Source organism: Yeguia hominis, from assembly GCF_014384705.1.
Classification (GTDB): Bacteria; Bacillota; Clostridia; order Oscillospirales; family Acutalibacteraceae; genus Yeguia; species Yeguia hominis.
The window spans coordinates 36299-49959 of record NZ_JACRSN010000010.1 but is presented as its reverse complement, the minus strand read 5'-3'; the positions used below and the strand labels follow the sequence as shown (position 1 = coordinate 49959).

At 52.1% G+C, this 13661-nt stretch carries 14 protein-coding genes and 1 pseudogene; 6 read left to right on the top strand and 9 right to left on the bottom strand.

The features are described 5' to 3' along the window. Nucleotides 1–10: 10 nt before the first annotated feature. The 5 genes from yfcE to queA all read right to left on the bottom strand — a co-directional run bounded on the left by yfcE (nucleotide 11) and on the right by queA (nucleotide 4036). The gene (yfcE, locus tag IAG03_RS07860) at nucleotides 11–577 is read right to left on the bottom strand and encodes a phosphodiesterase (protein WP_249319570.1); all 567 of its coding nucleotides are present in this window, start codon (nucleotides 575–577) and stop codon (nucleotides 11–13) included. After that, nucleotides 574–1521, bottom strand: coding sequence for a LysR family transcriptional regulator (locus IAG03_RS07855; protein WP_249319569.1), 948 nt, complete (start codon nucleotides 1519–1521; stop codon nucleotides 574–576). The genes yfcE and IAG03_RS07855 overlap by 4 nt, the downstream gene beginning before the upstream one ends. Before the next feature lie 157 nt (nucleotides 1522–1678). Then, nucleotides 1679–1876 (bottom strand): hypothetical protein, encoded by a 198-nt coding sequence (locus tag IAG03_RS07850; protein ID WP_249319568.1) that lies wholly within the window; start codon nucleotides 1874–1876, stop codon nucleotides 1679–1681. A gap of 75 nt (nucleotides 1877–1951) precedes the next feature. Next, entirely contained in the window at nucleotides 1952–2683 is a 732-nt protein-coding gene (locus tag IAG03_RS07845; RefSeq protein WP_249319567.1) for a DUF5710 domain-containing protein, read from the bottom strand. A 327-nt stretch (nucleotides 2684–3010) separates the two neighbouring features. After that, a complete protein-coding gene (queA, locus tag IAG03_RS07840; protein WP_249319621.1) occupies nucleotides 3011–4036 on the bottom strand; it encodes a tRNA preQ1(34) S-adenosylmethionine ribosyltransferase-isomerase QueA in 1026 nt (341 codons plus the stop codon). A 461-nt stretch (nucleotides 4037–4497) separates the two neighbouring features. Between queA and asd the strand changes: the two genes are divergently transcribed. From asd to IAG03_RS07820, 4 genes are all read left to right on the top strand, one after another. After that, entirely contained in the window at nucleotides 4498–5577 is a 1080-nt protein-coding gene (gene asd, locus IAG03_RS07835; RefSeq protein WP_249319566.1) for an aspartate-semialdehyde dehydrogenase, read from the top strand. A 53-nt stretch (nucleotides 5578–5630) separates the two neighbouring features. Continuing rightward, entirely contained in the window at nucleotides 5631–6524 is an 894-nt protein-coding gene (gene dapA / locus IAG03_RS07830) for a 4-hydroxy-tetrahydrodipicolinate synthase (RefSeq protein ID WP_249319565.1), read from the top strand. 61 nt (nucleotides 6525–6585) lie between these two features. Beyond that, nucleotides 6586–7356 (top strand): 4-hydroxy-tetrahydrodipicolinate reductase, encoded by a 771-nt coding sequence (gene dapB, locus IAG03_RS07825; RefSeq protein WP_249319564.1) that lies wholly within the window; start codon nucleotides 6586–6588, stop codon nucleotides 7354–7356. Nucleotides 7357–7370: 14 nt separating this feature from the next. After that, the gene (locus tag IAG03_RS07820) at nucleotides 7371–7829 is read left to right on the top strand and encodes an ACT domain-containing protein (protein WP_249319563.1); all 459 of its coding nucleotides are present in this window, start codon (nucleotides 7371–7373) and stop codon (nucleotides 7827–7829) included. Nucleotides 7830–8341: 512 nt separating this feature from the next. Here the strand turns inward: IAG03_RS07820 and IAG03_RS14260 are convergent. Beyond that, nucleotides 8342–8464 carry a hypothetical protein gene (locus IAG03_RS14260; protein ID WP_283243066.1) on the bottom strand — a complete coding sequence of 41 codons (123 nt, stop codon included), beginning with the start codon at nucleotides 8462–8464 and terminating at the stop codon, nucleotides 8342–8344. Nucleotides 8465–9016: 552 nt separating this feature from the next. Here IAG03_RS14260 and IAG03_RS07815 point away from each other — a divergent pair. Next, nucleotides 9017–9238 (top strand): annotated as a pseudogene (locus tag IAG03_RS07815) (IS3 family transposase); the annotation flags it as partial. A gap of 89 nt (nucleotides 9239–9327) precedes the next feature. Here the strand turns inward: IAG03_RS07815 and IAG03_RS07810 are convergent. Then, nucleotides 9328–10026, bottom strand: a complete 699-nt coding sequence (locus IAG03_RS07810) for a YjjG family noncanonical pyrimidine nucleotidase (protein ID WP_249319562.1) — start codon at nucleotides 10024–10026, stop codon at nucleotides 9328–9330. A 479-nt stretch (nucleotides 10027–10505) separates the two neighbouring features. Between IAG03_RS07810 and IAG03_RS07805 the strand changes: the two genes are divergently transcribed. Beyond that, nucleotides 10506–11492, top strand: coding sequence for a diaminopimelate dehydrogenase (locus tag IAG03_RS07805; RefSeq protein WP_249319561.1), 987 nt, complete (start codon nucleotides 10506–10508; stop codon nucleotides 11490–11492). A gap of 468 nt (nucleotides 11493–11960) precedes the next feature. Here IAG03_RS07805 and IAG03_RS07800 read toward each other — a convergent pair whose 3' ends face one another. Further along, nucleotides 11961–13313, bottom strand: coding sequence for an MATE family efflux transporter (locus IAG03_RS07800; protein ID WP_249319560.1), 1353 nt, complete (start codon nucleotides 13311–13313; stop codon nucleotides 11961–11963). Further along, the gene (locus IAG03_RS07795) at nucleotides 13264–13644 is read right to left on the bottom strand and encodes a hypothetical protein (RefSeq protein ID WP_249319559.1); all 381 of its coding nucleotides are present in this window, start codon (nucleotides 13642–13644) and stop codon (nucleotides 13264–13266) included. The genes IAG03_RS07800 and IAG03_RS07795 overlap by 50 nt, the downstream gene beginning before the upstream one ends. Nucleotides 13645–13661: the final 17 nt, after the last annotated feature.

Sequence of the window (13661 nt, the reverse complement as noted above, 5' to 3'; positions counted from 1 at the left end):
GCCGTTCTCCCTATTTGTCTTTCGTTCGTGGCGATAAAAGCCGATACTCCCGGTAAATCTCTCCCGCAAGTGTTTTCCAGAGGAACACCCCGTTTTCCAGCGTCATATAACTGTGCGGGCTGTTTTCTTTCGGGATCGACACCGAACCGGGATTCATACAGACATACGTTTCGTGTTCCGTGCATTTCGGAATATGAGTGTGTCCGTGTAAAAGAATATCCCCCGTCTTGAGCGGCGGCAAATTCGCTTCGTTGTAGCGGTGTCCATGCGTGGCGTATAGAAGGCTTTCGCCAAGATCCAACACCGCATAGTCGGCAAGAATCGGGAACAAAAGGACCATCTGGTCGACTTCGGTATCGCAGTTTCCCCGCACACAGAGGATTTCGTCACGGTGCGCATTGAGCGCCGCCAGCACCTTTTTGGGCGCATAGCCTTTTGGCAGATCATTGCGCGGTCCATGGTAAAGCAGATCGCCAAGCAGCAAAAGCCGGTCCGCTTTTTCGCACGCATATTGTCTGAGCAGTTCTTCGCAATAATCCGCACTGCCGTGCAGATCAGAGGCGATCATCCATTTCATCCTTCTTGCCCCACTTCCGTCTTGAGTGTTTCCCGCTTCGCGCGGATCAGCTGTTCCAGAAACAGGTTGTCCAGCTTTTTAAGCGTATAGTCCTTTCGGTGGATCAGAACATCCTTATAGACGCGCCGATTTCCGCCGCATTCGCGCTGCACCAGCCCGTACCGGCGGAGCATCTCCTCGGAAATCGGGGAAACCCACATAAAGGTCCTCGGGTTGAGCGACAATAAATCAAACTGGCTGCTGCGTTCGAACACAAAAATTTTCCGGTGAATGTTATCCGGAAGCTCCGATTTTTTGACTTCGGAAAGCGGAAGCGACGGTCCGTAGGGATCGGCGTGTGAAATTTCGATATAGTCTGTCAAATCGTCAAACGTAATGGTCTCTTTTTTTGCCAGCGGACATTCCGCATGCATCACCAATACATACCTGAACTCGGCGATCATCTCATAGTCAAGCCGTTTCTCGTCCAATATCGCCTTGTAATACCGGTCGTGGTTCTCGGCATACCGGATAATGCCCAACCGGTAGTCTTCCTGTAAAATATGGTTGATTACACTCGAAGCGTTCGTTTCCCGATAAAACAGTTCCACGTCCGGTTCTTCTTCCAGAAACGTCGAAAACCGGGCGAACGCCTCCGAAATATAGCTGGCGCGCGGCACGGAAATCGAAAACCGCTTGCGCACGGAAATGCCCTTTTTAAAGGTTTCTTCGACGGCATCAACCTGTTTTAAAATGCTTTTGGCATACTGCAGAAAGGTCTCGCCTTCCGGCGTCAGGGTCATGCCTTTGGCGCTGCGTTCAAAAATTTTAATATCGAGTGAAGCTTCCAGCTCTTTGACGGCACGACTGAGGTTCGGCTGGCCGATGAGGAGTTTTTCCGCGGCCTTGTTGATCGAGCCCGCTTCTGCAACCTCGACGACGTATTTCATGTGCAATAAATTCATTCTGTTCCCCCTTTTGGAACGGCTCTGCTGTCAGAACAGCCACGATGTATCCGCAGAACCAGAAAATCCAGGGTGTTCTTTCGCAGTATGCCCCGGATTCATTTCATTTAAAAAGTACCGCTTCTTCCCCAATATTCGGCACAGAAAAAATGTAATTCTATTGTATCATAGAAACCCTTTGAACGCAACGTTCCAAAACGGCGGGATTGGTAAATTCTTCCGCATACCGCACGCGACCGTACCAATCGAAACGCTGCGCCTGTACGGCATGATTTCCTAAAAAATACAAACCGTGCAGGAAGAGCACCTGCACCGCAGAATTTTGGAAATCGGGTTCATCAAACGCCGTGATCATAAAGACGCAGGCTTCTTTTCTCGCCGGCGCGCAGAGCCGTACGGTTTTCCAGCCGGATTTTCCAATTTTTTGAATTTAAAGATCATAAAGGTCCGCATAAGAATGATATTCATCTGTACTCGGCGGCAAAAGCAGAGGTTCGACCGGACAGTACCGAAGATAATGCTCGTCCTGATCGCCCATGCCGAAGCTCCAGTCTAAAACAAGGCTGTCCTCGATTCCGATGCTGTAAATTTTAAGCTTTGCAAGCTTCGCTCTCAGCGCCGGGCCGTCCGGCATCAAGGCGGTAAGCGGACTGTCTTCCTCAAAGAACAGTCCCCAGTTGCCCTGCAGCGCGCCGCAATGCTCGCAGTGATTGGCAAAGCATCGCCCCGCCGTTTTGGAAACATCCATCCGCACCGGATAGTGCCGTTTGAGATACCGCAAAAGCGCCGGCGGAATTTGCGTCTCCTCATCTACCCACGAAAGGAACAGCGGCTCATAGCCCTCCTCGTCTTCTACGGTTTCCTCTATAAAACCGCCGCCGTCGTTTCGGTATAACCGGGTGTGTTCTCCGATTCCAAGACCAATCACGCGCGTCGGCTTTCCGCAGCGGCAACAGGCGGTTTTGCCCTCCACGAGATACAGGAACTCATGCGCAAGGATGGTTTCCTCGCGGTTGCCCGCAATCCAGCGCGCAAACTGCACATAGTTGCTTACCGGACCTTCATAATACCACTTTTTCAGCGCAGGATCCCACCGTGCGCCCAGGCGCTTGGCGTGTTCTTTTTCTGCATAGGGGACTTCCAAATAGACCTTTCCGTACACAAGGGTTCCCTGCCTTTCTCTTGTTTGCGATTTCCGGACTGGATTTTGACGGCTGGATTTTGACGCCGGCGCTGCAGAATTTCGCCGTCACCGGCCATTAAAAAATTTCGGTTTCGATGCGCGCCCTGCATAGAAAGCATCCCGCCAACCCATTCTGTTTGTATCCGGATCATTTTTTCGTTTCTGCAAACGGAGGCCGCTTCGCCGTTTTTTTGCAATAAAGCAGCTTTGGCGCCGAAAAACAACCGCCGGGAAATCCTGCGTTTTTGGGAAACGGAAGCCGCATTCTAAAACATGCTTCTGCGCCATTTACGCAGGCTGCTGCTGTTACAGAATCAGCATCGCGTCGCCGAAGCTGAAGAACCGGTACCGAAGATCGACGGCAGTCCGGTAGGCGTTTAAAATCGATTCTCTTCCCGCAAATGCGGAAACCAGCATCACGAGCGTGCTTTCGGGCAGGTGGAAATTTGTGATCAGGCCGTCGAGCACCCGGAAGGAAAACCCGGGATAGATGAAAATATCCGTCCAGCCGCTGCTTTCACAGACTTCTCCCTCTTTGGCCGCTACCGATTCGAGCGTCCGGCAGCTGGTTGTTCCGACCGCGATTACCCGGCCGCCGTTTTGTTTGACGCGCCGGATGGTTTCCGCCGTCTCTGCCGGCAGATAATAATGCTCCGAATGCATTTTATGCTCTGAAATTTTGTCTACGCTGACCGGGCGGAAGGTTCCAAGCCCGACATGCAGCGTCACAAATGCGATTTCCACACCCTTTTGCCGAACCTTTTCCAGCAGTTCCGGCGTGAAGTGCAGCCCGGCAGTCGGCGCAGCCGCGCTGCCGCGTTCGCGCGCATAAACGGTCTGATACTGGCTTTTGTCGTCGAGATGCTCCGTAATGTAATGCGGAAGCGGCATCTCGCCGATCTGATCGAGAATCGTGTAAAAATCTCCGGTATATGTAAATTTGGCCAGACGGTTGCCGCCTTCGATAATCTCCAGCACCTCCGCCTTCAAGAGGCCGTCGCCAAAGGTAAACACGCTGCCGGGTTTGGCGCGCTTGCCCGGTCCGGTCAAAACCTCCCAGACATCGTTTCCTCTCGCGGTGAGCAGAAGGAACTCCACATGTGCGCCGGTGCCCTCCTTGACGCCGTAAAGCCGCGCGGGCAAAACTTTGGAATCATTCAGCACAAGACAATCTCCGGGATTTAAATACTCCAGAACATCATAAAAATGCCGATGCTGCATTGCGCCGGTCTTCCGGTCAAGCACCAAAAGCCGGGCGGAATCCCGCGGAGAAGCCGGCGTTTGGGCAATCAGCTCCTGCGGAAGGTCATACGAAAAGTCGGTCCGGTTCATGTCATTTTCCACAATTACCATCCTCCAATGTCTGAAACAATTCTAAAGCCGCCGTTTCTGTGAAATATTGACAACATGCGGCGTCACATGATATCATAAGAATACTAATATATAATAAGCGGTACCATGTGGATCTCTGTTCCCTGCGGGCGAATCCATTCCTATATTATAGGGGATTGCCGGCCGGTTTTCAACCGGCTTTTTACACCGGATCGGACTTCGGTCTGTCCGAAAACCGGTTTGACCGTTCTTTTTTTGCAGCTTTGCCGGAAAACTTTGCAGCACACGTCCTGCGTTTCAGACGCCTTCTGGATTGCCTTGTTTTCCGGCTTTCGTACGGGTTCGCTTTGCAGCAGGTAAACGCTGCGCCGGATCCGGCGGTTCTGTAAGATAAGGAACCGCACAGCAAAAGCGGCAGGATCCCGGTTTCTATGGTTTATCACAAAGGAGGCAATTTGAACATGAAGAAGTATAAAGTCGGCGTAATCGGCGCAACCGGCATGGTTGGCCAGCGCTTTCTGACGCTGCTTGAAAACCATCCCTGGTTTGAACTCACCGCGCTGGCGGCAAGCGCGCGTTCCGCCGGGCGTCCCTATTCCGAAGCAATTGAAGGCCGCTGGATGATGTCTACACCGATTCCCGCAGCCGCTCTGCAGATGCCGGTTTACGACGCCTCCGCCGACGTGGAAAAAATCGCGTCGATGGTCGATTTTGTATTCTGTGCGGTCAACATGAAGAAGGATGAAATCCGCGCGCTCGAAGAAGCCTATGCCAAAGCAGAGTGCCCGGTCATGTCCAACAACAGCGCACACCGCGCAACAGCAGACGTTCCGATGATCATTCCGGAAATCAACGCCTGCCACGACGCGGTCATCCCCTTCCAGCGCAAGCGCCTTGGCACCAAACGCGGATTTATTTCCGTCAAGTCGAACTGCTCGCTGCAGAGTTATGTGCCCGCCATTCATCCGCTGATGGATCTCGGCGTCACGAAGGTGCTCGCCTGTACCTATCAGGCAATTTCCGGCGCAGGAAAAACGTTCCAGACATTCCCTGAAATTCTCGACAACGTCATTCCCTACATCGGCGGCGAGGAAGAAAAGTCCGAACAGGAGCCGATGAAAATCTGGGGCCACGTGGAAAACGGCGAGATCGTCCGCGCACAGACTCCCTCCATCACCGCACAGTGCCTGCGCGTACCGGTTTCGGACGGCCACACTGCCGCTGTCTTTGCGTCCTTTGAAAAGAAAATTGAACTTGAAGAAATCATCTCCCGTTGGGAGTCCTACCGCGGCGTTCCGCAGGAACTCGGCCTGCCCAGCGCACCGAAGCAGTTTTTGCACTATTTCCGCGAAGATAACCGTCCGCAGGCTACGCTCGACCGCAACCTGGAGCACGGAATGGCTGTTTCGATCGGCCGGCTGCGCCCTGACACGCAGTACGACATCAAATTTGTCTGCCTTTCTCACAACACGCTGCGCGGTGCAGCAGGCGGCGCTGTCCTGATGGCAGAGCTGCTCTGCGCCAGAGGCTGGCTTGACTGACCGCTTGTTTTCGATGATCCAGTTTAGTTCATTTTGATGGGAGGCTTTTTGCAATGCAAAAGAAACTCGTTTTTAAAGGCTCCGGCGTCGCAATCGTCACGCCGATGCATCCGGATGGAAGCGTCAACTATGCAGAATTTGCCAAACTGATTGACTTCCAGATCGATCAGGGCACCGATGCCATCATCGTCTGCGGCACCACCGGCGAATCCGCTACGCTCTCTTATGAAGAACACGAAGACGTCGTCCGCTACTGCGTAGAGCATACGGCGGGCAGGGTTCCGGTCGTTGCCGGAGCCGGCAGCAACGACACTGCTGCTGCAATTCATCTGGCGAAACACGCCAAAGCAGTCGGCGCGGATTCCATCCTCGTCGTTACCCCCTACTACAACAAAACCTCCCAAAAAGGTCTGATCGAACACTACAACGCAGTGGCAGACGCAACGGATCTGCCCCTCGTTCTCTACAATGTTCCTTCCCGCACCTCGTGCAATATTCTCCCGGAAACCTACGCGGAACTCGCAAAACACCCGAATATTGTCGCGGTCAAGGAAGCTAACGGTAATTTTTCCGCCATGATGAAAATGCGCGCACTCTGCGGAGACAGTCTTGCGCTCTATTCCGGCAATGATGAACAGACCGTGCCGATCATCTCCATGGGCGGTGTGGGCGTCATCTCGGTTGCGGCGAATGTCTGTCCGGCCGACATGCATAAGCTCTCGATGCTGGCGCTTGAAGGCAACTATCAAAAGGCAATGGAGATGAACCTTTCCTACATGGATCTGATGGACGCCATGTTTGTGGACGTCAATCCGATTCCGGTCAAGGAAGCGCTCAATCTGATGGGCTTTTCCTGCGGCCGGTGCCGTCTCCCCCTCTCGACACTCAGCGAGGCAAACCGCGCGCTGCTTGCCGATGTCATGAAAAAGCACGGGCTGATCGCATAACCAGTTCGCGGACGATTTTTATCAAGGACGTTTTACATTCCGATCATCGGAGGATGTTTCTATGGAACCAATTCAAATTGTACTTTGCGGCTGCTCCGGCCATATGGGGCACGTTGTTGCGGATTGCGTCCGCACGCGGAATGACGCGCAGATCTGCGCGGGAATCGATCTGACCGATACGGTCGGCGGCGCGTTTCCGGTCTTTCAGAAACCTGAAGACGTCACCTGTCATGCGGATGTGCTGATTGATTTTTCGCATCCCTCTGTTTTAACGTCTTTGCTTGCGTATGCAGTCAAGCACCGGGTGCCCGCCGTTCTCTGCTCCACCGGATATTCCGAAGCGCAGCTTGCACAAATCCGGCAGGCATCGCAGGAAATTCCCATTTTTAAATCCGGGAACATGTCTCTCGGCGTCAATCTGCTCATTGAGCTTGCCAAGCGCGCCGCCAGCGTGCTCGGCGAACCGTTTGACATTGAAATCATTGAAAAACATCATAACCGCAAGCTTGACGCGCCAAGCGGCACCGCGCTGATGATCGCGGACGGCGTTTCGGAAGTACTGCCGGACCCGATGACCTACACCTATGACCGGCACTCCAGAAGAATGCCGCGCAGCAAATCGGAAATCGGGATTCACTCTGTACGCGGCGGAACAATTGTCGGGGAACATGAAATTTTGTTTGCCGGCCCGCAGGAGACCATTTCCATCACGCATACAGCGCAGTCCCGGGAAATTTTTGCGCTCGGCGCAGTCAATGCGGCTGCTTTCATGGCCGGAAAACAGGAACCCGGACTCTATGATATGACCGATCTTTTGAAATCGACGCAATAACAGGAGGGAATCCGATGGACACAACGTATACCTTATCAACTGTCAGCGAGATTACCCTCGTCACCTTGCAGGGTTGTTCGTCCGATGTCACCTATCTCTCCAAAATTTTACAGATGATCGCAGAAAAAGGCGTGAATGTCGATATGATCTCGCTCTCGCCCTCACAGGGTACGAGCGCCGCAATTTCCATCACCATTGCGGATGCCGATCTCGGCGCGCTGCTTCCCCTCATTCCCGTGATCAATAAACAGCCCGGCATTAACACGATCATCAGCAGCGGCAACTGTAAAATTTCCGTCTATGATCCCCGGATGAAAGACACCCCCGGCGTCGCAGCAAAGATCTTTCAGGCTGCTGCGTCGGTCAACACGGATATTCGGATCGTCAACACCTCAGAGGTGGAAGTTTCGATTCTGGTCACCCAGGCGGACGCCATCGATGCCGCACAAAGTATCGAAGCTGCGCTTGCCTGAACCGACAGCTCTTGCGGCTTACCCCTATTATCTTCAGGAAATCTGTTCAGAATCTGTTCAGAACCATGATTCAGAAAACCCGGATTTGCTTCCGGGTTTTTCTTTTTTTGCAGAAATTTGTTTGCAGAAATTTGCGGTTCTTTTGCGGCTCGTCTCCGGAACACTGATTCTGACGTGCAGATTCTGGTATGCGGATTCGCGGCGCGCGGGGTTTCCATGTGCAGGTTTGGGGTACTGGGTCCGGTGCGCAGAGTTCCGCATGTGATTTTAGTGCGAGGTGCGGCGCGCAGCAGTTCGCCTGCGATTCGGCGCGCGGGTCGTGGGGTGCTCGGGTTGTGGCGTATGCGTTTCAGTACATGAATTCCGGTTCGCGGACGCGGTATGTGATTCTCGGTGTGCGGGGTTTCCATGTGCAGGTTTTGGGCGCGGGGTTTGGTTTGTGCCTTTCCATGTGCGGGCTGCGGCATACAGATTTCGCGGTATATCCGCCCGGCACAAAAACAACAATGGTGTCAGAGATCATAGACCGAAGGCAGCGCCGCAATGGAAATGCTCTGTTTCAGGCGAAGCCGGATTTCAAAAACGCCCCGAATTTCCAGACACGGCAGCCATACAGCCGAAACCGTGCGGAACATTCGGGGTGCTTTCGAATTCTCATTTTTATGGATATTTGTCTGCGGAAGCCGAAAAGGTTCGCTTGCAGCGCAAAACAGGGCAAGTTTTTTTCGAACCGGCAGATCGCTCACTGTTTGAAAAGTTCGGAAGTTTTAGGTGCATTTAAGATCTATTCCCGGATGAATCGCCCATCCGCCTTTATACACAAGCGCTTTTCTGCGGTGCGGTTTTTCTGTTCTTTTCATCCCTTGCACAATACGCTCTTCAAAAAAAGCAGCAGAAGGGCGGTCTTTTGGGGAAAGATTTCCATTCGGTTGCAGTCAAAAAACAGAATGCATCGAAACTGAAATGGTGTTTTCACAAGCGCTTCGTGTAAAGCAAATTTACTTGTTATAATTTTCTTTGGCTTTCTTGTGCAAAACTGGCGACTGCTTTCTTCCTATACAACACCTCACGTGAGTTATTTGTAAATAGATTCACTTTACAAGTACGGAACCTTTCTGAATTTTGTAATCCGTCGGTTCTTGCGATTCTTCCGCAAAAACCGTCTTTCACAGGCCAACCGGTCTTGCATCCGGCAAAGCATGCGCCGCAAAGGAAACTACAACGCTGTGATAGAAAACTCCTTTGGGCTTCTCAAAAGTGAGCTGCTATATTTGCAGGAGTTCCACTCCACGGAACATTTCAAGGAGGAAGTGATCGAATATCTGGATTCCTACAACAATCGCAGGATCAAGGCAAAGCTGAAGGGCTTGCCCCCTGCATCACAGGCAGCAAGTTCTTTCGTAACTTGAACAACTTTTTGCTTCGCTTTTTGTCTAACTTTTGGGGCCATTTCATTCCCGCGAAATTCTGAAAGCTCCGGTTTCCTGAAACTTAAAACTTATTTAGCAAGCAACGGCAGTAATTCGCGCAGCGATCGGATTTCGACATCAATCTGAACCGGTTCCGTACAAGGCAGTCCTTTCGGGTTATACCAGCAGGTTTTGATTCCTGCATTGTTGCCGCCGCGGATATCGGAGGTCAAGGAATCGCCGATGATCATTACCCGCTGACGGTCGGGGTTTCCGATTTGGGCAAGACAGGCGTCAAAAAATGCCCGCTGCGGCTTCTGACAGCCGATTTCCTCGGAAATAAAGATCCCGTCCATGTACCGGTCAATTTCAGAATCATGCAGCCGCTGATGCTGCGATTTTGCAACGCCGTTGGTCACAATATACATCCTGCAGCGCCCATAAAGCGCGGCAAGCGTCTCCAGCGTACCGGGAATCAGGCAGTGTTCCTTTGCCAGCGCGTCGACATAATCCTCTTCAAAAGAAACGACATCGATGCCGGACAGCTGATACTGCCGAAACAGATCCTCAAACCGGGAATAGAGCACTGTTTCGCGGCTGATCTCCCCCTTTTCGTACTGTTTCCAAAGCGCCAAATTCCGGGCATGGTACCAGGGGTGCATCTCTTCGCGGAACGGAAGCTCATTTTTCTCGAGCGTACCGCGCAGCGCATTGCGTTCACAGACCGGAAAATCCAAAAGCGTCTCGTCGACGTCCCAAAAAAGTGTATCGATCCGTGTATCTGTCATGGAAATTCTCCTATTCTATCACATGTATTTCTGTTGTACAGGATACCATATTTCCTTAAAAAGAACAAGCAGGCGGCCAACGTACGCAAATCAGGGTGCTGCGCCGGCGCCAAGAGCCAGCTATCGGGGATCCAAGCTTTTGCGGCAATGTTTTGCCAGATTGCCGGCAAGATTTCGGATAAACCCGGTTTTTGGAATGTTGTCCGCTAATTGTTGCAACTGTGAGGGATTTTTCTACGGCGTTCTGCGCATTTTTCTGCGCAAGGGGTATCTCCTTTCACAGAATTGTGCTATAATAGCGCATAGGAAACGCTGTGTTTCTGCAGGACGTGAGATATATCCCTGCACAAAAGGTGAAAAATTCCGGACAAGTTTTGTGTTTTTGCAGGTTTCAGTGCAGAGCGCTCCGTTTTTGGGGTTCAGCGGGGATATTCTCCATTAGATAGTCCCTTAAAAGGAAGTTTTGAGAGGTGGAAAAAATGAGCATCAGAATTGGTATTTTCGGATACGGAAATCTTGGACGCGGCGTAGAAGCAACCATCCGGCAGAACCCGGATCTTTCGCTCGCCGCAGTTTTTACGCGCCGGGATCCGGCTTCGGTGCAGATTCTCACAGAACAAATACCGGTTGTCGCTGCAAAGGACGTTTTGCTCTGGAAAGACAAAATTGACGTCATGATTCTCTGCGGCGGCAGCGCAACCGATCTGCCCGAGCAGACGCCGGCGCTTGCGGCGCATTTCAACGTCATTGACAGTTTTGACACACACGCCAGAATTCCAGAACATTTTGCAGATGTGGATGCCGCCGCCAAACAGGCCGGTACCATCGGCATCATTTCCGTTGGCTGGGATCCCGGTCTGTTTTCTCTCAACCGGATGTATGCGGGCGCCATTCTGCCAAACGGAAAAGACTATACATTTTGGGGCAAAGGGGTCAGCCAGGGGCATTCCGATGCAATCCGCCGGATTCCCGGCGTAAAAGACGCCAGACAATATACGGTTCCGGTTCCGGAAGCCATGGATGCTGCACGCAGCGGCAAAAATCCCGCGCTGTCTACCCGTGAAAAACACACGCGCGAATGCTATGTCGCCGCAGAGCCGGGCGCCGATCAAAACGCGATCGAACAAGCAATCGTGACCATGCCGAATTACTTTGCCGACTACGACACAACTGTCCACTTTATTTCCGAAGAAGAACTTCGCGAAAAGCACAGCGGCATTCCGCACGGCGGTTTTGTAATCCGCACCGGCAAAAGCGGCTGGGACAATGGATGCAATCATGTGATCGAGTACAGCCTCAAGCTGGAATCCAACCCGGAATTTACGGCCTGTGTTCTCGCCGCTTATGCGCGCGCAGCATATCGTCTCCATCAGGAAGGCCGCTGCGGCTGCCTCACGGTGCTCGACGTTGCACCCGCCTATCTCTCTGCGCAATCGCCGGAAGAACTGCGCAGCCAGCTTTTGTAAGGCGGTTTGATCCCCTTAAGAGGAACCAGAATCCCTCCTGTGTATTGCAGGAGGGATTTTTGCAGATCAATTAAATTATATGAGAAGCTGTATCGACCCCTGCCGCCGCGCCTGAAACGCCGTTTTTTTGCGCATTGCGCCGAAAGGGACGCTTCGGCATATCGGAACCCAAACGTTCCGGCGACTCGTCGCAAGGTGCGCTTTGCGGCCGTACGGCAGCGATGCGCCCCAGCACTAAAACGCGGCGAACGCCGCTATAGGTTCGCCGCCGCAGGCACAACGAACGAAACGTGTCTTTTGCTGCGATTTTTTTGGGTTGATTTCTGCAAGACAAAGAACCGGACATGTAAAGGTAAACCCTTTGCATGTCCGGTTCTTTTCTTTTTCAAAGAAAGCATATTGCTTTGTCAGGCATATATGAATACAGCTGACAAGTTATACACTTTACGCCGTGAATCAATTTCAACTCTACCGAATAACCCGGATGGTCTCCCATTTCCCCCGCTTATACCGGATCAGGAAAAAGATCCCGCGTACAAACCAATCGATAATCATCGCGGCCCAAATTCCGACCAGACCCAAATTAAGCCACAAACCGAGCACATAGGAGAAGCCAACACGCCAAATCCACATGGAAAGCAGCGAAATGATCATCGTATATTTGACATCACCCGCTGCACGCAGGGTATTGGGAAGCGTGAAGGAGATCGGCCAGATAACGACGCTGCAGATTCCGTGCAGCAAGATCACCTGCCGGGCAAGCGCGCCTGTTTCCGGCGAGAGCTGATACAGCTTTAAAAATAGCGGAAGCAAAAAATAGAACAGCACATTGCTGGCCAAGACCAGTCCGTAAGCATAAAGCATCAGCTTGCGGTTATAATACCGCGCCTGTTCATAATCGCCAGCGCCGACACAGCGCGCAATCACCGTAAGAATTGCAAGGCCGATCGCCATTCCGGGCAAGACCTGAAATGCAGCAAGCGAGTTTGCCACCGCATTGGCCGCAATAGAGGTGGTTCCGAACACGGCAACAAGATTGAGTACGAGAATTTTTCCGAGCTGGAACACGCTGTTTTCAAGGCCGTTGGGAATGCCAAGACGCAGAATCTGCTGAATGAGTTTTAAGTCCGGTTTCGGCCGGAAGGGTTTTGTCAGATGGACGGTCAGGTGCTGGTTATACAGCAGGAAGGTGATCAGCACCGCAGCGACGATTCGCGAAAACAGCGTTGGAATGGCCGCGCCCACGACACCCATCTTGAATTCATAAATCAAAATTGCGTTTCCGACAATATTGACGGCGTTCATGATGAGCGAAGTCAGCATGGAGACTTTGGAATTCCCCATCGAGCGAAACACCGCCGCACCGGAATTATAGATTGCGATAAATGGAATCGACGCAGCGGTAATCAGCAAATAGATGTCCGCCTGCGACCGGACGTCCTCTTCAATTTTTCCGAATACATGATACAAAATGAACGGCTTGCACAGGTACAGGGCAGCCATAATTACAATCGAAAATGCCGTTACAAAAATATAGAGCTGATCGGTTGCGCGGCAAGCCTGCCAGCGGTCCTCCCGCCCCAGATACTGCCCGATGATCACCGCGCCGCCTGTTGCCAGCGCGGCAAATACGTTGATCAGCAAAATTCCGATATTATCCACCAGCGAAACCGCCGAAACGGCGGATTCCCCGGCGCTTGACACCATCACGGTATCTGCCATTCCGACTAAAATCGCCAAAATCTGCTCGATTACCAGCGGGATAATCAGTTTAATCAGATCCCGATTGGAAAATAGACTCTTGGATTGCTGCTCTTGCATGATGGCACGCCTTTCTCTTTTTTTCCATTCCGAACTGTTCTTTCTCTCTTTGACGGGCATCGCCAAACCATCCTGTTTTTCCAGGAGCGTTTCGGGAACCCGAACTGGCGGTATCCGACAGTACAGCTTGCACCCAGCCCGTCTTTTCCGGACAGTTTTCCGTCCTGTTTTCGCTTTCCATAAATGCTTTTGCATGCCTGATGGATGCAAAAAATGCAAATGATCCCCAAAGGCCGCTGTGCGGATCGAAGGTACTCTTATTTAACAGACCCACTTTTGAATGTAAGCAAAATTCTGCACATTGCAGACAGAACGCCAAATTGTGTTCCATCACAAAAGCGCTTCGCG

Excerpts from the sequence above, each read along its gene's own strand:
- queA (WP_249319621.1), bottom strand. The coding sequence starts at position 4,036 with ATGAACCGGACCGACTTTTCGTATGACCTTCCGCAGGAGCTGATTGCC.
- dapB (WP_249319564.1), top strand. The coding sequence starts at position 6,586 with ATGGAACCAATTCAAATTGTACTTTGCGGCTGCTCCGGCCATATGGGG.
- IAG03_RS07795 (WP_249319559.1), bottom strand. The coding sequence starts at position 13,644 with ATGGAACACAATTTGGCGTTCTGTCTGCAATGTGCAGAATTTTGCTTA.
- IAG03_RS14260 (WP_283243066.1), bottom strand. The coding sequence starts at position 8,464 with ATGTTCCGCACGGTTTCGGCTGTATGGCTGCCGTGTCTGGAAATTCGG.
- IAG03_RS07810 (WP_249319562.1), bottom strand. The coding sequence starts at position 10,026 with ATGACAGATACACGGATCGATACACTTTTTTGGGACGTCGACGAGACG.
- IAG03_RS07800 (WP_249319560.1), bottom strand. The coding sequence starts at position 13,313 with ATGCAAGAGCAGCAATCCAAGAGTCTATTTTCCAATCGGGATCTGATT.
- asd (WP_249319566.1), top strand. The coding sequence starts at position 4,498 with ATGAAGAAGTATAAAGTCGGCGTAATCGGCGCAACCGGCATGGTTGGC.
- IAG03_RS07850 (WP_249319568.1), bottom strand. The coding sequence starts at position 1,876 with ATGATCACGGCGTTTGATGAACCCGATTTCCAAAATTCTGCGGTGCAG.
- dapA (WP_249319565.1), top strand. The coding sequence starts at position 5,631 with ATGCAAAAGAAACTCGTTTTTAAAGGCTCCGGCGTCGCAATCGTCACG.
- IAG03_RS07855 (WP_249319569.1), bottom strand. The coding sequence starts at position 1,521 with ATGAATTTATTGCACATGAAATACGTCGTCGAGGTTGCAGAAGCGGGC.
- IAG03_RS07820 (WP_249319563.1), top strand. The coding sequence starts at position 7,371 with ATGGACACAACGTATACCTTATCAACTGTCAGCGAGATTACCCTCGTC.
- yfcE (WP_249319570.1), bottom strand. The coding sequence starts at position 577 with ATGAAATGGATGATCGCCTCTGATCTGCACGGCAGTGCGGATTATTGC.
- IAG03_RS07805 (WP_249319561.1), top strand. The coding sequence starts at position 10,506 with ATGAGCATCAGAATTGGTATTTTCGGATACGGAAATCTTGGACGCGGC.